Source organism: Saonia flava, assembly GCF_011927795.1.
In the GTDB taxonomy this organism is placed as follows: Bacteria; Bacteroidota; Bacteroidia; order Flavobacteriales; family Flavobacteriaceae; genus Saonia; species Saonia flava.
Map to the genome: position 1 here is coordinate 1,266,517 of NZ_JAATJJ010000001.1, position 17,642 is coordinate 1,284,158.

Below are 17,642 nucleotides of genomic sequence, written 5' to 3' on the forward strand. Positions count from 1 at the left end.
CTCTATTTAATTAATAATATTATCGAAATACAATTTTATCAACTTACTAAACAAACTATCTACCCCCCAAGTTGCCAAGGCAAACAAAATGGAAAAAACAGCCACAATAATCATAAGGTTAGATGATTTTTCCTTAGGCGGAACAGTAACATTGTTCCTAAGCTCCTCAATTGATTCTTTAATATATGTAAACATCAACTTTATTTTTTAGATCGAAACTGAAAATCCTAGACCTATGCTATAATTTCCTTTTGGCACGGGAGGAGAGACTCGAACTCCCGACACCTGGTTTTGGAGACCAGTGCTCTACCAACTGAGCTACACCCGTTTATATTTACACTGAAAGGTATCTTGCAGAAAAACAAGACACCCTCAGTGTAAAATTTATACTATAATTATTAATCTATAATCTTGGTAACCTGACCAGCACCTACAGTTCTACCACCTTCACGGATCGCAAAACGAAGACCTACGCTCAATGCGATTGGCTGAAGCAAATCAACAGTAATTGTTAAGTTATCACCAGGCATAACCATTTCTACTCCTGAAGGAAGGTTGATGGTACCGGTAACGTCTGTAGTTCTTACATAGAACTGTGGACGGTAGTTGTTATGGAATGGTGTATGACGACCACCTTCTTCTTTTTTAAGGATATAAACCTCAGCCTCAAACTTAGCATGTGGCTTAACAGAACCTGGTTTACAGATAACCATACCTCTTTTAATGTCTGCTTTTTCAATACCTCTCAATAAGATACCAACATTATCACCAGCTTCACCTCTATCTAATATTTTACGGAACATTTCAACACCAGTAACCGTAGAAGATAATTTCTCTGCTCCCATACCAATAATATCAACCGCATCACCAGTATTAGCAACACCAGTCTCTATACGTCCAGTAGCAACAGTACCACGTCCTGTAATAGTAAACACATCTTCAACAGGCATTAAGAAATCTTTATCAACATCTCTTTTTGGCAATTCAATCCACTCATCAACAGCAGTCATCAACTCCATTACAGTATCTACCCATTTTTGCTCACCGTTAAGTGCTCCTAAAGCAGAACCAGCAATAACAGGTCCATTGTCACCATCATACTCATAGAAAGAAAGTAATTCTCTAATTTCCATTTCAACAAGCTCTAAAAGCTCCTCATCATCAACCATATCCACCTTGTTCATAAACACAACAATTCTTGGAATACCTACCTGACGTCCCAAAAGGATATGCTCACGAGTTTGTGGCATTGGACCATCTGTAGCAGCAACAACCAAAATTGCTCCATCCATTTGGGCAGCACCAGTAACCATGTTCTTAACATAATCCGCGTGACCTGGACAATCAACGTGTGCATAGTGACGGTTAGCCGTAGAATACTCTACGTGAGAAGTATTAATTGTAATACCTCTTTCTTTTTCCTCAGGAGCGTTATCGATAGAATCGAAACTTCTCAATTCAGAAAGACCTGCATTAGCCAAAACAGTTGTAATAGCAGCAGTCAATGTAGTTTTACCGTGATCTACGTGTCCAATAGTACCAATATTTAAGTGCGGTTTGGAACGATCAAAAGTTTCCTTTGCCATGTTTAATGAATTTAATCTTAGTTTATATTATATTAGTGTACAAATTCTTATTTACTGTTGAGCCAATGACGAGATTTGAACTCGTGACCTCTTCCTTACCAAGGAAACGCTCTACCCCTGAGCTACACCGGCGTAAAGTGTTGAACCTACAAATCCTTAACAACTAATTATTAAAGAAAGAGATTCCTGCCTTCGCAGGAATGACATTACTGTCAATTTTAGAGCGGGAGACCGGGTTCGAACCGGCGACATTCAGCTTGGAAGGCTGACGCTCTACCAACTGAGCTACTCCCGCATTTTTTTGGGCAAACCCAAAAGTACTTCAATATTTCAAAACAATCTATACTAATATTATCGTATAAATCTTTTAGTTTTTGTGGGGAGAGCAGGATTCGAACCTGCGAAGACGTAGTCAGCAGATTTACAGTCTGCCCTCGTTGGCCGCTTGAGTATCTCCCCCCAAACTAAATTTTCAACAAAAAAGAGCCGATAGAGGGACTCGAACCCACGACCTGCTGATTACAAATCAGCTGCTCTAGCCAGCTGAGCTACATCGGCAATTTCGACCTTTTTACGCATAAAAAAGTCCGCTATTTCTAACGGACTGCAAATGTAATTATATTTTTATTTAAACAAAACTATTTTTTACAAAATTTTAATTAAGCAAAAAGTCTTTGTTTTTCCTTTCTTTTAACAAGCTTTCTTTCCAAAGAACTACATGCGATATCAACTGCCTCCTCAAAAGATTTACATTGTTTTTTCACAACGTATTTATCCTTAGGAACATGAACCTTGATTTCCACTATTTTATTTTCTTTAGAGCTTGTGTTCTCAACCTTCAGGTAAACATTGGAATCTATGACCCTATCATAAAAAACATCCAACTTGTCCATTCGATTTTGAATAAAATCAATTAGTTTTCCGTCCGCAGTAAAATTCACGGATTGCACATTTACTTTCATAGAATACGTTTTTAAAAGGTTAAACAAAAAGATAAAATCACTATTCCCTACTTCTTGGATGAGAAGACAAGTGTACTTTCTTTAGTTCTGCAATACTATTGTGCGTGTACACTTGTGTAGATGCCAAACTAGAATGTCCCAATAATTCCTTTACCGAATTTAAATCTGCCCCCTTATTCAACAAATGGGTAGCAAAGGTATGTCTTAATATATGTGGACTCTTTTTAACTTTAGAGGACACCTGACTAAAATAATGATTTATAATTCTATAAACAAAGGTTTCATATATTTTATTGCCTGTCTTTAATAAAAAAACGTAATCTTTATCTGATATTTCCTGAATATTTTTCCTGTATTTAAAATACTCTTTAAATAGCTTTTTAGTGGAGCCCAATATGGGTAACAATCGTTCTTTATTTCTCTTTCCCAAAACTTTTAAAACATTTGTTTCTATATCCACGTGCACCAACTTAAGATTAATTAGTTCTGCCCTTCTAATTCCTGTAGTATACAACAACTCAATAATCAATTTGTCCCGAACACCTTCAAAATCATTTTTAAATTCTATTTGTTGAAGTACATTTTCCATTTCCTCTTCAGAAAAAGGAACCTCCACTTTTTTTGATGTTTTTAATGCCCTGTGCTTAATCAAAGGGTTTGCCTCTATTTGACCTATTTTCAATAAAAACTTGTAGTATGCTTTAAGAGAAGCCACCTTTCTATTTATGGAACGATTGGAAATGGATGCATTTACCAAACTAACTATCCAACTCCTTATAAGCGTATAGTCCACAGCATCTATATTTTCAACATTATATTCTTGGAGAGCAAAATGGGCAAATGTCTTAATATCCTTTTCATACGCACTTACCGTATGTTGCGAATAATTTTTCTCCAAAGAAAGGTACGAGATAAAGGATGTAAGCACCATGAAACAAAGTTACGCTAACTTTGTCCAAAAAAAAATCCCACATCTCTTTAAAGAAATGTGGGACCTATAATTTATTAATAAAGTACTATATTTCCTCTTGGTCTCTTAAACCTTGGATATATTGTGCTTTTTGTATCTGAGCTCTTCTTTCAACAGAAGGTTTTGTAAACTGCTGACGACTTCTCAACTGTCTCATTGTACCCGTTCTATCAAACTTACGCTTAAAACGCTTTAAAGCTCTATCTATATTTTCTCCTTCTTTTACTGGTATTATTAACATTGGCTCTAACCTCCTCTCTTTTATGATTTTTGGAGTGCAAATATACTATTATTATCAATATATCACACTCAAACTAAATTTTTTATCTAAACCTTTGTTGCGGGCTTATACGTTTTCTTATCAATAATTATTTTTGACAGGATTTCTTTCAGGATTTCTGAAGTGCCACCTCCAATGGGTCCACATCGACTGTCCCTTAACAGTCTAGCCAATGGGTAATCTTCCATGTAGCCATACCCACCCAACATCTGTAGACAATCGTACACTGTACCATCCGCTATTCTAGTAGATAACAATTTGGACATGGTAGCTTCTTTTACCACATATTCACTTTTATTCAACCTTTCTGCAACCGAGTAGTTAAACTCCTTACACATTTCCACCTCAGCAGTTCTTTCAACTATGGTATGCCTCAATGCTTGAAATTGATTTATCTTCTTTCCAAAGGCATCTCTTTCAGACATATAATTAAGGGTATATTCCAGAGCATATTCTGCACGAGCGTGGGCGTTAATTCCCATAATCAATCTTTCCAAAGAAAAATGTTGCATAATATAAGGAAAACCCTTCCCTTCTTCTCCCAAAAGATTTTCTTCTGGTATAACCACATTGTCAAAAGCAATTTCACCAGTATCTGAAGCTCTCCATCCTAATTTGTCCAATTTGGTTGCTGAAATTCCAAGAGTCTCCCTGTCCACCACAAAAATACTGATTCCCTTATTCCCCAACTCAGGAGAAGTCTTTGCGGTCACCACCAAATAATCACTGTACACACCATTGGTTATAAAAGTCTTGGAACCATTTAACACGTAGGTATCCCCTTTTTTAACAGCAGTCGTCCGCATCCCTGCAACATCTGATCCACCAAAAGGTTCAGTTATACAAAGACACCCTATTTTGTCACCAGCAATACTTGGCGCCAAATATTCTGTCTTTATTCTGTGGTCTCCCTCTTTATTTAAATGAGTCATCGCTAAGTACATATGTGCCCATATAGCAGCCGCAAAACCACCAGAATTAACCCTTTGCAGTTCCTCCAACAAAATAACCATATAGAACAGGTCCAAATCCATACCACCATAATGAATGGGGTACGTCAGTCCCAAATAACCCATGTCACCAAATTTCTTCCATATAAATCTTTCTATGGTCCCAGTCTTTTCCCATTTATCAATATGCGGCACTACCTCCTTTTTTAAGAAATCCCTTAGGCTTTCTCTAAATAAATGATGTTCTTCACTGAAATATCTTGTATCCATGCTCAATTCTATACCCTTTTTAGGTTAACGAAGGGACAAATATAGTTGAATTCTATTAATCTTATCCGAAGGGAAACCTTCAATATATTCTAATTCCTCAAACGAATTTATTGCTCCTATATTCTCTCTATGCACTACAATCTTTTGGGCCACATTATATTGAATATAAACCAATTTGGCTATTTCTTTTACCGATGCAGTGTTAATGTTTGTTTTTTTTATCATTGGAGGGTTTAACACTTTAAATCTTTCCAGTGTCTTTTGAACTACTTCTGCCTCCAGTCCATATACGTCGTACAATTGTTCATCCACAAGAAAACCACCCAAACGATTTCTAAATTTTATAATCCTGGCCGATAAAATATCCCCAATACCATTTACCATTTGTAATTCTTCAGCCGTAACTATATTTAAATCCTTGATTTCAAGTAAATTTTCATTAGGAGTAATGGTTACCTTTTTGTTTTTACTCGACTGAGTATTATAATGTTTTGTCCACTCTGGAAATCTAAAATATGGAGAAATAATTTCTAATAATGAATCTGATACTTGGGTTACTTCTTGAAATTCCTTATCGGAATTCACAAATTTATTTTGGGCTCTAAAATCATGCAGTCTATCAATTTCTGAAACGGACATACCCAAAGCATATCCTTTATAGTCCGTTATAAAATTGGGGTTAAATGGGTATATCGGAATTGTGTCACTTTCTAATTGATGCTTTTTTAATTCATCTATTTCTGCTTGGAGGTCCGTATCAACCGATAACAAATCTTTATCCCCTGTTATTTCTGTAGAGATATAGACTAAATGAACTCCTTGGAGCACTACTATAATGAGCAGCAAAAAGAAAATCCCATTCCGTTCTTGTTTATTGAACTTAAAATGGGATTTGATTTTTTTCAATTTGTATGATTATTTTGCCGCCTTAATGGCATCAAGATATCTATTCAATTGCTTTTTTACTATTGGGAACAAGAAATATAAACCTATCATATTAGGAAATACCATTGCAAAAATCATTGCATCAGAGAAATCCCATATGGATTTCATACTTGCTGCTGCACCAATAATTATGAATAACAAAAACAATAACTTATATACCAAATCTGCTGTTTTTCCACGTCCAAAAAGATATTTCCAGGATTGCAACCCATAATAGGACCATGAAATCATAGTAGACACGGCAAACAATACTACCGCGACAGTCAGGAATACATTTGAATATGGAATATATTTAGCAAAAGCCATAGAAGTAATTCCCGCTCCCTCATAAGAAACCCCATCGATCATTACGGCACCACCCTCTCCTCCATACTCAAAATAACCACCAAAATTAAATATAATGATGACTAAAGCGGTCATGGTACAAATTACCACTGTATCAATAAATGGTTCTAATAAGGCCACTAATCCTTCACTTGCAGAATAATTTGTCTTAACTGCTGAGTGTGCGATTGATGCGGAACCGGCACCAGCCTCATTTGAAAAGGCGGCACGTTTAAAACCAACCAATAGCACCCCAATTATACTACCCACCCCAATTGCGGTAGGGTTAAAAGCTTCTTTTACAATTAGACTAATAGCATCATCAACTAAGGAGAAATTGCTTAAAATGATATACAAACATGCCACTAGGTACATTACTGCCATGAAAGGCACTACTTTCTCCGTTACTGATGCTATTCTTTTGATACCTCCAATAATGATAATTCCTACCAAAATTGCCAATACCAATCCTATAACGGCTCCCGCACTTGTACTTTCCAGTCCCATTAATTCTTTTAGAACAATAGTTGCCTGATTTGATTGTGCTGCATTACCACCTCCGAAAGAGCCTCCAATGCAGAAAATGGCAAACAATACCGCCGCAATCTTACCCAGCATTGTAAATCCTTTGTCTTTTAAGCCCTTACTTATATAATACATTGGACCACCATAAACGACTCCATTTTCATCTACATCCCTATATTGGACGCCAAGAGTACATTCCACAAATTTGGTTGACATTCCTAGAAGTCCGCAAATAATCATCCAAAAAGTGGCACCAGGCCCTCCTAAGGCTATTGCTAAGGCCACACCAGCAATATTACCATTTCCCACTGTTCCGGAAACCGCAGTTGCCAAGGCTTGGAAGTGGCTTACTTCCCCCTCTTGGCTTTCATCCCTAATCGTATCTCTTATATCACCATCAACAGCAATATCTGGCGCACCAACTGAGTGCCCCCCTTCAATTTCATCATACTTTCCCCTTACTGTGTTTATAGCTTTTCCAAAATATCTAATGTTTGGAAAACCGAAATAAATCGTAAAAAACAATGCACTCACCACCAACAATATCAATACGAAAGGCACTCCCCCTATTTCAAAGAAGATTACATTCGAAAAGAAATCCGATACGGGCTTAAATCCTTGGTCAATTTTTTCATCTAAGCCCATTTCTTGAGCAGATATAAAAAATGGTAAAAACAAGGCTATAAATGCGAGGATTCTGTACTTCATATTATCAGTTTTTGGAGTTTAATTAGTCTTTGGTCGGCAATATCATAAAAAATACCAATACAATCAAGTATTGGCATTGAAATGTGGCTCCTCTATGTGGAACATTTCATTTAGTTTCTTAATCTGTTCTGGCCTTCCCAAAACAATCACTTTGCTTTTTGGCTCCATCTTTAAGTCAGCCTCTGGATTAATTATATAATTTCCATCTGGTTCAATATAACCTATAATTGTACAACCTGTCTTTCGTCTTAAATCCAAATCCCTTAAAGATTTACAATCCGCTTTGCTGTTAAAATTTTCTATGGCCACCTCCTCTATATTAGTGGTATGCTCTCCTTCCAAGGACAGCTTGTCCATAAATGTTATTAAATCCGGTATCACGACTAAAGAAGCCATGTGATCCCCCCCTATTTTATCTGGCATAATGACTTTGTCCGCACCAGCCAATCTTAATTTTTTTTGAGAAGTAACTTGTGACGCCCTACTAATTATTATAAGTTTCTTGTTGAGCTGTTTTGCCGAGAGTACCACAAACAAATTGGCCGCATCATCCGGCATGGCCGCTATTAGATATTGTGCACGTTCTATCCCAGCTTCTAAAAGGACTTCATCCTCATTGGCATCGCCTTCTACAAAAAGAATATCGTCTTCATACTTCTCTATAACTTCTTTATCCCTTTCAATTATTACAAATGGCCTATTATAAGCCTTTAAACGTTCTGCAGCCTGTGTGCCATTGCGGCCATAACCACATATAATGATGTGATTGGATAGATTACTAATCATATTTTTCACTTTTTTCTTTTTTAGAAGTTCAAGAGAATTTCTACTTAATATATATTCTGTAATCACAGAGATTGCAAAGCCAAAAACAAAAACACTTGTGACAATTAAAAAAACAGTAAATATTTTTGCATCTGTTCCTAAGGGTTTTACCTCCGAAAAACCAACAGTAGTCACTGTGATTATAGTCATGTAAAAGGCTTCTATCCAAGAATAGTCAGATATAAACTTATATCCCATTACACCTATAAAAAGCACCAAAGACATTAAAAAAAGTGCTAAATACAGTTTGGACCTGAAAAATTTTATCATACTTATAAATCAAAAACTGAGGTTCTTTTGGTATACACCAAATCTTTAATTTTCAACCAAAAAGCCAAAAACAAATACAAAGCAAAACCAAAACCCAGTGTAACAAATGTTAAATAAATAAAGGAAGTTCTTACCACTCTAGCTCTAATTCCAATTCGCTCCGCAATACGCCGACATACTTCAAATCCTCTTTTTTGAAAATAGTACAATATTTGGTAGAAAAAATTCATGCCTAAAATTAGTCAATTCTATTTAATAAACTCCCTCCAATTGTACACTGTAAGCATTTGTTCTTTGAACAATATTCATTGTACATCTGAATTACCGCCTGGCTCTCCAATGAGTTTTCAGGATTTACACCAAGTTTTGTGAAACCATTGATAACATTATTCTCTTCTTTTTGCAAGCTTGCTGCCATTTTAAGCACTTCTTCACCTACATCCTTGCCACTATGCTTTGCATGGCAAAATTTTACAGGAAGTATAGTATTTATGATTAATAGATTAATGAATTTTTTGGTGAGTTTTTTGGTGCTTTTATTTGATTCCTTTCCAAAAACATAATGATTGTCCCAATAATCACTGGCAGAAACTTCAAAAACAGAATAAATTTCCTCAATTGTGTTTGCCCCAATCAGTTTACTAAAAACATTTTTATGAGTCGTATATAAGTTAGCCACTTGTGACAGTCTGATTGTTGGAAAATTAGGAGGCCTTAGTTTAAAAAACCCTGGCCTTATAATTCCTTCATTATTTATGGAATATTTATTTTTTAAAAATTGATATTCATTTCTAAGTGCAATATAATATCCGTCCACAATATCAGCATCATCTAGAAGTCCAGCCATCCCAAACATAATACTTTCCAGTTGCAGGACATTGTTTTGAAGTTTTCTTACGATAGAAAAATCTAATGCTTTCGCAATACTAAAAAAAGAATCCCCATTGATATTAAGCCCAAAATTCTTTAGCAAAAGGCAGAACAGAACTTTTTCCCAATCATTTTTGGTTTGCTCCAAGATATCCAATATAAATCCCGATTTTCTTTCCAGACGTTCGAAATAGAGCCTTTCCAACCAGTTTTTGAGCAAAAATTCATCAACATCATCTATATTATTTTCACAATTGATAAAAACAACATTCTTTTTATCCAATAACACTTGGTGCGCTTCCAATAGCTTCGTGGAAATATAATTTTTCAGTTCCAACGTTGGAATCTCAGTATTGTCCTTTCTATAAATAGGAGTATCATTTTCCCAAACCACATGAAGAATAACGTTCTCGTAATTTTTGTCTTCCTCATGATGATGTGCGTACCAATCTGATGTTTTAATGTGCATCTCTACATTACCTGCCCATAACTGACCATCAATCTTAATTTTAGCGTTAAAGAAGTCTGGTCCTTCCAATACATTGTGAGTACCAAAATCTACAATGGAGACTGGTTCACTATTGGTTGTGCACAAATCTGATGTTTGCATCCTCTTATACTTCCAAATAAAATGCAACAAATCTTCTCGCATTGTCCTAAAATAAAAAATCCTGCAATAAGCAGGATTCTTTTTACAATTATTTCTTTAACTAATCAACAACCTCACCTTCCCAGTTCATAAATCCACCCTCAAGATTATAGGCATTTTTAAATCCAATTTGGTTCATAAGTGCACAAGCTTGCCCACTTCTATTACCAGACCTGCAATACACATAATAGTTTTTTGTTTTGTCTAATTTTTCCAATTCATTTAAAAACTCTTGACCTAAATAAATATCGATATTGGTAGCTCTGGGAATATACCCCTCCTCTACTTCTTCGGGTGTCCTTACATCAAGAATGAAGGCGTTTTCGTCCTTTTCCAATTGTTCTTCCCATTCCTCTTGCGATAAATCTGCCATGTTTAACTGTTTTAATGAATGCAAAAATAAAAATCCGAAACAAAATTTCGGATTTTTATCATAGTTTTTATTACTAACTAAACTTTAATAGTGCACCCAATGGCCTTTGTTGTTTTTGTTTCAATATTTTTACCTGCCAACATAGCATCCACAGCATCTTCAACATATTTAGTTTCAACAGATGCTTCATCAGAATAATTATCATCAATGGCTCCTATATATTCCACTTTATACTTGCCGTCCCTCTTGTTTAATAAATATACATGAGGTGTCCTAGAGGCTCCATATTGCGGAAATACCTTTTGTCCTTCATCCAATAAATAAGGAAAAGTGAATCCTTTTTCCTTAGCCCTAACTTTCATTTTCTCATAACTATCTTTTGGTTGCACCTCTGGATTATTAGGATTTATTGCTATTACAGGAATTCCCATTTCTTTATATTTTTTATCCAAAGCAATGATTCTATCCTCATAAGCCACAGCATAGGGGCAACTGTTGCATGTAAAAATGACCAAGAAACCCTTGGCATCTACAAAGTCGGCCATTGAAACCATTTTTCCATTAATGTTCATTAAACTGAAATCAGTGGCATAATCCCCTACTTCATATCCCTCGGCATCGGAATTAAGATTAACAGTAAAAGCACTTGCCACTAACAAGATTACTATAAGTCCCAAGCTTTTTATTTTCTTCATGGTATTAGTTTTTTATAAATGTATATAAACTGCTATTGAGCTCCTCATAGGTAAAGGATTGCTCATAAAAGGTCCTTTTATTTTTATTATAGATTATAGTTGCGGGGATTCCACCAGACCATTCTTTGTCCACTTTGGGAATCCAGGTATTCTGTTTGGGGTCATCCAAAATAATGACCTTGGATCTAAGATTGTTTTTCTTTAAAAATGGCACCAATCTGGATTTCCACATTTTAGGCATATCCAAGCTCACTAAAACCACCTCAACATTGTTATCCTTTTGTTCCATGTGAAGTTTTTCAAAATAAGGCAGTTCTTCCACACAGGGTTGGCACCATGTTGCCCAAAAATTGATTACATAAGTTTTGTTATCCTCCATATGGAACAAGGGCTCAATCCCATCAAAATCATAAACAGGAAGATTTATATCATCCACCTTAACTGTTTCTTTTGTTATTAGATCAGCTAACAACATTTGCGGTTCCTTCTTTTGCTTAGAACCACAAGCTGCCATAAAAACAAAAATTAATAAAGCTGTAATCTTTTGCATATCAGAACATTGATAAATAAAATTAATCATCATAAAATTGGAGATAGCCCTTTTAACAAAATTTTATCTCTTTTTAACACTTAAAGCAACGTCATTATCTATACATTTGTATATACAATTATTGTATTGACATGAATGTAGAGAAGATTATTAAAACGGATAAGGAAATGTCTTTGGAAAGTAAGTCCATTATCCACTTGGTTTTGGTCAATAATAAAATAAATGAGGCTTTAACCAATGCATTAAAACCTTTTGATGTGTCCTTACAACAATTTAATGTACTTAGAATATTGCGAGGACAGAATGGGAAACCTGCCAACCTCAGCACTCTCAATGAGCGTATGGTTACCAAAATGAGCAATACAACAAGATTAGTGGATAAATTGTTGCTAAAGGAATTTGTGGAAAGAACAACATGTGAAAGCAATAGAAGAAAAGTAGAAATTACCCTCACTAAAAAAGGTGGTACAGTTCTTGAAAAGATGGATTATGTAATAATAAAAACCCAAAATTCACTGCTTAACAATTTTAAGGATGAAGAACTAATTGAATTAAACAGTCTATTAAACAAATTTTAATCATAACAATAATCATTAACACATTAATTAAAACAAAAAATGAAAAAACAATTATTTAGTTTAGCATTGGCCGTTGTATTCGGATTTACAGCAGCTGCCAACACTCCAATAGATGGAGAGAAAAAAGTAGTAAAACCCAGTGAAAGTTCAGTTACTTGGAAAGGATATAAAGTAACAGGTTCTCATGCGGGAACCATTTCCTTAAAAGAAGGTTTTTTAGAATTTGATGGCAAAAAGCTTATTGGTGGAGAATTCGTGGTTGATATGACCACATTGGAAACTACCGATGACATGGGCGACATGAGTGCAAAACTCAATGGTCACCTTAAATCTGATGACTTCTTTGGAGTAGAAGCCCACCCAACTTCTAAATTGGTCATTAAAAGTGCAAATTCCTTCAACAAAAACTCCTATACCGTTACAGGGGATTTAACAATTAAAGGAATTACAAAGCCGGTTACATTTGTTGTTTCTGTATTTGAAAACAAGGCAACGGCTACATTAAAAGTTGATCGATCTAAATACAACGTAAAATATAACTCAGGCAGTTTTTTTGATAACCTTGGTGACAAAATGATCTATGATGAGTTTGACCTAGTGGTTGATATGGCATTTTAACGCCCCGAAACCCTACTGTTATAATCCCCATCCTGAACAATCAGGATGGGGATTATTATTTTAAAGGATTTAGGAGTTTGATAATTTAAAATTCCTTTCTATATTTGATGCAATGAAACTAATTACAGTAAATATTTGGTGGTGGAACAACTTACGTCAAACGTCGTGAGATAGTCCATACTATTATAATATATAGAGGCTTGTCATTCACGACAAGCCTTTTTTAATTTATAGTTTTTAATATGACTTATAAACTCAACACATTTTACAAGAAAATTTTGGCAGACACCATTACCCCAGTGAGTGTCTATTTAAAAATTAGAGACACATTCCCCAATAGCATACTATTGGAAAGTAGCGACTACCACGCCAATGACAATAGTTTCTCATACATTTGCTGCAACCCTATTGCCTCAATAAAGGTTGAAAACGAAGTGGTTACACAACAATTTCCTGATGGAACTATTGAAGAAACCCGTTTAAGTACTGGAGTTGACGTTACAGAAATCATAGAGTCGTTTTCAAAGAAATTCTCCATTTCTGGTCAAGACTTTAAGTTCATAAACAATGGGTTATTTGGTTATATGGCATATGATATGGTTCGCTACTATGAGGATATTAATTTAAAGAAAAAAGAAAATAGCGTAGTTATCCCGGATTTGTATCATGCAGTATACAAAAATATAATAGCTATTAATCATTTTAAGAACGAAGCCTATATTTTTGCCCATTCTTATGGCAATGATAACAATATAGATGAAATTGAGCGCTTACTTAAGGTACGTGATTTTGCTTCTTATAACTTTTCCATTGAAGGCAAACCAACATCCAATTTAAAAGACGAAGAATATAAAGAACATGTAGAACTTGCCAAAAAGCATTGTCAACGTGGGGATGTTTTTCAACTTGTATTATCAAGGCGTTTTTCTCAAGAGTTCAAAGGGGACGAATTTAATGTATACCGAGCTTTACGATCCATAAATCCATCTCCCTATTTATTCTTTTTTGATTATGGAGATTTTAAAATATTCGGAAGTTCTCCAGAGGCTCAATTAATAGTCAAAGAAGGCAAAGCAGAAATTCATCCTATCGCCGGCACTTACAAAAGAACGGGTAACGATGAGCAAGATGCAAAACTGGCTATTGAATTAGCTCAAGATAAAAAAGAAAACAGCGAACATGTTATGTTGGTTGATTTGGCCCGCAATGACTTAAGTAGAAATGGGAATACTGTAAAAGTGGAAACGTATAGGGAGGTTCAATATTTCTCCCATGTAATTCACTTGGTTTCTAAAGTAACTGGGGTAAAGAAAAAAGACATTCCTACGATGAAAGTAGTTGCAGACACCTTTCCTGCAGGAACATTGAGTGGTGCGCCAAAACACATGGCCATGCAACTCATAGAAAAATACGAAAAAACAAGTCGGGGCTTTTATGGTGGTGCTATAGGTTTCATGGATTTTAATGGCAATTTTAACCATGCTATAATGATTCGTACTTTTTTGAGCAAGAACCATCAATTACATTTTCAGGCTGGTGCCGGTTTAGTGGCCGCATCTAATGCCGAGGCAGAATTACAAGAAACATATAATAAATTAGGAGCTTTAAACAAGGCCCTAGAAATTGCTGAAACTATCTAAGAAATGAGCAAACGAAAAGTTTTAATGATTGACAATTATGATAGTTTCACCTACAACCTGGTGCATTATCTAGAGGATTTAGATTGCGAAGTGGTAGTAAAACGTAACGATCAACTTGCTCTGGAAGAAGTTGATGCTTTTAATGATATTGTACTATCACCTGGCCCTGGAATTCCCAACGAAGCTGGACTATTAAAGGATATTATAAAAAAATATGCCCCTACCAAACGTATCTTGGGCGTATGCTTAGGTCAACAAGCAATTGGTGAAGTTTTTGGCGGAACCCTAGAAAACCTTGATCAAGTTTATCATGGCACCGCCACTAAAATAGATATTGTAGTTGATGACCCAATTTTTGAAGGCATGCCAAGAGAAATAGAAGTAGGTCGCTACCATTCATGGGTTGTAAATCCAGATTTACCCGAAGTGCTACAAGCTACCTCTTTAGATGAGAATGGGCAGATAATGTCATTAAGACATAGAGAATATAATGTTACAGGAGTTCAATTCCACCCAGAATCGGTCTTGACACCTCAAGGAAAACAGATGCTAAAAAATTGGTTAAAATGAAACAGACTTTAAATAGGTTAATCAATCATGAAATCCTTGAAAAAGAGGATGCCAAACAAATATTGGTAAATATTGCCAAGGGTGACTATAATACCAGTCAGATTGCGGCTTTCTTAACGGTTTATATGATGCGTAGCATTACCATTGAAGAATTGGAAGGTTTCCGTGATGCGCTTTTGGAATTATGTTTGGCTGTGGACTTATCGCATTACAATCCTATAGATTTATGTGGAACCGGTGGTGATGGCAAAGATACTTTTAATATTTCTACCTTGGCTTCTTTTGTAACAGCTGGAGCTGGTGTAAAAGTAACCAAGCATGGCAATTATGGCGTTTCTTCCAAATGTGGAAGCAGTAATGTTATGGAGTTTTTAGGTATTAGATTTAGTAATGAAGCTGATTTCCTAAAAAAGTCTATTGATGAAGCTAGTATTTGCGTGTTGCATGCTCCATTGTTTCATCCAGCAATGAAAAATGTGGCCCCTATACGCAAAGAATTAGGAGTGAAAACATTTTTTAACATGTTAGGACCTATGGTAAACCCAGCTTTTCCCAAGAACCAAATGGTTGGTGTTTTTAATCTAGAGTTAGCAAGAATGTATGGATATTTGTACCAAAACACCGAAAAGAATTTTACTGTATTACATGCGCTCGATGGCTATGATGAAATTTCATTGACTGGAAACACCAAAACCATTTCTAGAAACACCGAAAGCATGTTGAAACCATCAGATTTTGGAGTTTCGGCAATTTCACAAACTGATATTGTTGGCGGTAGTGATGTGGCAGATTCTGCACAAATTTTCCTCAACATTTTAAATGGAAAAGGTACAGAACCACAAAACAATGTGGTATGTGCCAATGCCGGTGTTGCCATTGCCACAGTAGAAGGCTTAACACCGAAAGAAGGTTTTGAAAAAGCTAAGGAATCCCTCTTAGGAGGAAAAGGTTTGGTGGCATTAAAAAAATTACAAGAGCTAAGTGTATAATGGACATTTTAGAAAAAATAACTAGGGACAAACGCAAAGAAGTAGATTTAAAAAAATCACTCATCCCTATTTCTCAATTGAAAGCTTCTGTTTTGTTCGAACGTGAAACTTTCTCCTTGGCCAAAGCACTTCGAAATAGTACCACTGGTATTATTGCAGAATATAAAAGGCGATCGCCCTCTAAAAAGAGTATAAACCAAGATGCCAATGTTGGACAAGTAGCTCAAGGATACCTAAAAGGAGGTGTTTGTGGTATGAGCGTCCTAACAGACATTAAATACTTCGGTGGTTCATTAGAAGACCTTCTTTTGGCTCGGGCATCTGTAACTTTGCCTCTATTGCGCAAGGAGTTTATAATTGATGAATACCAAATATTGGAAGCTAAAGCCCATGGTGCGGATGTTATTCTACTCATTGCGGCAATATTAACTCGGAATGAAATTAAAACACTATCCGTGCTGGCAAAAAGTCTAGGTCTCAATGTGCTTCTAGAAGTGCATAATGAGGAAGAATTACATAAATCCGTAATGCCCAGTTTAGATATGTTGGGTGTAAATAATAGAGACCTTAAAACTTTTGAAGTTAGTTTAGATACAAGTAAACATTTATCCTCTTTAATTCCAGACGACTTTGTGAAAGTATCGGAAAGTGGCATTAGCAGTATAGAGGCAATCAAAGAGTTAAAACAATATGGATACCAAGGATTTTTAATTGGTGAAAATTTTATGAAAAGTGAAAATCCAGGCGAAAGTGCCTTTGAGTTTATTCAAAAATTGAAATAGCCAATGGACTATTATTATACCAACAATAAAAATGATGTTTCCACCATGGAGACGGGTATTCTGCGGCTAAAAATTTGTGGTATGAACAAGAACACAACACAAGTAGCAGGACTGCATCCCGATTATTTGGGTTTTATTTTCTGGGAACCTTCAAAACGCTATTTGGAGAATGACATTCCAGCTATACCCCATAGCATTAAAAAAGTAGGGGTTTTTGTAAATGCTTACATAGATGAAATTAAAGCTAGAGTAGAACAGTTTGGATTATTATTAGTGCAACTCCATGGAAAAGAAAGTCCCACTTTTTGTAATATACTTAAAAAGGAAATTCCCCAGATTAAAATCATTAAAGTATTTTCAATAAAGGATGATTTTGATTTTTCTGTTTTAGGTGCTTATGAGAATGTTTGTGACTATTACTTATTCGATACCAAGGGAAAACTACCAGGCGGAAATGGATACACTTTTAATTGGTCTGTTTTAAAAGATTATCCATCAACCAAACCCTATTTTTTAAGTGGGGGAATTGGTTTGGAAAATTCAGATGAAATTTTATCATTCTTACGCGGAAAGGAGTCAAAATACTGTCACGCATTGGACATCAATAGCAAGTTTGAAATTGAACCCGGACTTAAGAATATAGACAAACTAAAAGAGTTCAAAAACATAGTGATGGAAAAACAAAACCATCAAAAAGAAAAGAACAATTAACA

21 protein-coding genes and 5 tRNA genes are annotated in these 17,642 nt (G+C 35.4%); 7 read left to right on the forward strand and 19 right to left on the reverse strand.

The genetic code is table 11. The features are described 5' to 3' along the window. Positions 1-6: 6 nt before the first annotated feature. The 19 genes from secE to GGR42_RS05605 all read right to left on the reverse strand — a co-directional run bounded on the left by secE (position 7) and on the right by GGR42_RS05605 (position 11,752). Positions 7-195: a preprotein translocase subunit SecE gene (gene secE / locus GGR42_RS05515; RefSeq protein ID WP_167961651.1), complete on the reverse strand. Its 189-nt coding sequence runs from the start codon at positions 193-195 to the stop codon at positions 7-9. 57 nt (positions 196-252) lie between these two features. After that, a tRNA-Trp gene (locus tag GGR42_RS05520) sits at positions 253-328 on the reverse strand. Positions 329-398: 70 nt separating this feature from the next. Next, positions 399-1,586: an elongation factor Tu gene (tuf, locus tag GGR42_RS05525; RefSeq protein WP_167961653.1), complete on the reverse strand. Its 1,188-nt coding sequence runs from the start codon at positions 1,584-1,586 to the stop codon at positions 399-401. A 60-nt stretch (positions 1,587-1,646) separates the two neighbouring features. After that, positions 1,647-1,718, reverse strand: a tRNA-Thr gene (locus tag GGR42_RS05530). A gap of 90 nt (positions 1,719-1,808) precedes the next feature. Next, a tRNA-Gly gene (locus GGR42_RS05535) sits at positions 1,809-1,881 on the reverse strand. 82 nt (positions 1,882-1,963) lie between these two features. Beyond that, positions 1,964-2,045: transfer RNA gene (locus GGR42_RS05540), tRNA-Tyr, on the reverse strand. Positions 2,046-2,070: 25 nt separating this feature from the next. After that, a tRNA-Thr gene (locus tag GGR42_RS05545) sits at positions 2,071-2,144 on the reverse strand. Positions 2,145-2,245: 101 nt separating this feature from the next. Next, the gene (hpf, locus tag GGR42_RS05550; RefSeq protein WP_167961655.1) at positions 2,246-2,548 is read right to left on the reverse strand and encodes a ribosome hibernation-promoting factor, HPF/YfiA family; all 303 of its coding nucleotides are present in this window, start codon (positions 2,546-2,548) and stop codon (positions 2,246-2,248) included. Positions 2,549-2,588: 40 nt separating this feature from the next. Further along, positions 2,589-3,479: a tyrosine-type recombinase/integrase gene (locus GGR42_RS05555; protein ID WP_167961657.1), complete on the reverse strand. Its 891-nt coding sequence runs from the start codon at positions 3,477-3,479 to the stop codon at positions 2,589-2,591. Between the two features lie 85 nt (positions 3,480-3,564). Next, positions 3,565-3,759, reverse strand: a complete 195-nt coding sequence (rpsU, locus tag GGR42_RS05560) for a 30S ribosomal protein S21 (RefSeq protein WP_167961659.1) — start codon at positions 3,757-3,759, stop codon at positions 3,565-3,567. Between the two features lie 86 nt (positions 3,760-3,845). Further along, a complete protein-coding gene (locus tag GGR42_RS05565; protein WP_167961661.1) occupies positions 3,846-5,018 on the reverse strand; it encodes an acyl-CoA dehydrogenase family protein in 1,173 nt (390 codons plus the stop codon). Positions 5,019-5,042: 24 nt separating this feature from the next. Further along, positions 5,043-5,924 carry a ComEA family DNA-binding protein gene (locus GGR42_RS05570; protein ID WP_167961663.1) on the reverse strand — a complete coding sequence of 294 codons (882 nt, stop codon included), beginning with the start codon at positions 5,922-5,924 and terminating at the stop codon, positions 5,043-5,045. A gap of 9 nt (positions 5,925-5,933) precedes the next feature. Then, a complete protein-coding gene (locus GGR42_RS05575; protein WP_167961665.1) occupies positions 5,934-7,520 on the reverse strand; it encodes an alanine/glycine:cation symporter family protein in 1,587 nt (528 codons plus the stop codon). A gap of 63 nt (positions 7,521-7,583) precedes the next feature. Beyond that, positions 7,584-8,615 carry a potassium channel family protein gene (locus tag GGR42_RS05580; protein ID WP_167961667.1) on the reverse strand — a complete coding sequence of 344 codons (1,032 nt, stop codon included), beginning with the start codon at positions 8,613-8,615 and terminating at the stop codon, positions 7,584-7,586. Positions 8,616-8,617: 2 nt separating this feature from the next. Further along, the gene (locus GGR42_RS05585; RefSeq protein ID WP_167961669.1) at positions 8,618-8,845 is read right to left on the reverse strand and encodes a PspC domain-containing protein; all 228 of its coding nucleotides are present in this window, start codon (positions 8,843-8,845) and stop codon (positions 8,618-8,620) included. Positions 8,846-8,853: 8 nt separating this feature from the next. Then, the gene (locus GGR42_RS05590) at positions 8,854-10,137 is read right to left on the reverse strand and encodes a DUF2851 family protein (protein WP_167961671.1); all 1,284 of its coding nucleotides are present in this window, start codon (positions 10,135-10,137) and stop codon (positions 8,854-8,856) included. Positions 10,138-10,195: 58 nt separating this feature from the next. Then, positions 10,196-10,507 (reverse strand): rhodanese-like domain-containing protein, encoded by a 312-nt coding sequence (locus GGR42_RS05595; RefSeq protein ID WP_167961673.1) that lies wholly within the window; start codon positions 10,505-10,507, stop codon positions 10,196-10,198. Positions 10,508-10,584: 77 nt separating this feature from the next. Then, a complete protein-coding gene (locus GGR42_RS05600) occupies positions 10,585-11,202 on the reverse strand; it encodes a thioredoxin family protein (RefSeq protein ID WP_167961675.1) in 618 nt (205 codons plus the stop codon). Positions 11,203-11,206: 4 nt separating this feature from the next. Beyond that, positions 11,207-11,752 carry a TlpA family protein disulfide reductase gene (locus GGR42_RS05605; protein ID WP_167961677.1) on the reverse strand — a complete coding sequence of 182 codons (546 nt, stop codon included), beginning with the start codon at positions 11,750-11,752 and terminating at the stop codon, positions 11,207-11,209. 131 nt (positions 11,753-11,883) lie between these two features. On the opposite strand from GGR42_RS05605, the gene GGR42_RS05610 reads away from it, so the two are divergent. The 7 genes from GGR42_RS05610 to GGR42_RS05640 all read left to right on the forward strand — a co-directional run bounded on the left by GGR42_RS05610 (position 11,884) and on the right by GGR42_RS05640 (position 17,640). Beyond that, complete coding sequence (locus tag GGR42_RS05610) at positions 11,884-12,330, forward strand: MarR family winged helix-turn-helix transcriptional regulator (RefSeq protein ID WP_167961679.1); 447 nt, start codon at positions 11,884-11,886, stop codon at positions 12,328-12,330. A gap of 39 nt (positions 12,331-12,369) precedes the next feature. After that, positions 12,370-12,948 (forward strand): YceI family protein, encoded by a 579-nt coding sequence (locus GGR42_RS05615; protein ID WP_167961681.1) that lies wholly within the window; start codon positions 12,370-12,372, stop codon positions 12,946-12,948. 242 nt (positions 12,949-13,190) lie between these two features. Further along, entirely contained in the window at positions 13,191-14,588 is a 1,398-nt protein-coding gene (locus GGR42_RS05620; protein ID WP_167961683.1) for an anthranilate synthase component I family protein, read from the forward strand. Between the two features lie 3 nt (positions 14,589-14,591). Beyond that, a complete protein-coding gene (locus GGR42_RS05625) occupies positions 14,592-15,158 on the forward strand; it encodes an anthranilate synthase component II (RefSeq protein ID WP_167961685.1) in 567 nt (188 codons plus the stop codon). Continuing rightward, a complete protein-coding gene (gene trpD / locus GGR42_RS05630; protein ID WP_167961687.1) occupies positions 15,155-16,147 on the forward strand; it encodes an anthranilate phosphoribosyltransferase in 993 nt (330 codons plus the stop codon). The genes GGR42_RS05625 and trpD overlap by 4 nt, the downstream gene beginning before the upstream one ends. After that, complete coding sequence (trpC, locus tag GGR42_RS05635) at positions 16,147-16,929, forward strand: indole-3-glycerol phosphate synthase TrpC (protein WP_167961689.1); 783 nt, start codon at positions 16,147-16,149, stop codon at positions 16,927-16,929. The genes trpD and trpC overlap by 1 nt, the downstream gene beginning before the upstream one ends. A gap of 60 nt (positions 16,930-16,989) precedes the next feature. Next, positions 16,990-17,640: a phosphoribosylanthranilate isomerase gene (locus GGR42_RS05640; protein ID WP_449421098.1), complete on the forward strand. Its 651-nt coding sequence runs from the start codon at positions 16,990-16,992 to the stop codon at positions 17,638-17,640. Positions 17,641-17,642 lie beyond the last annotated feature (2 nt).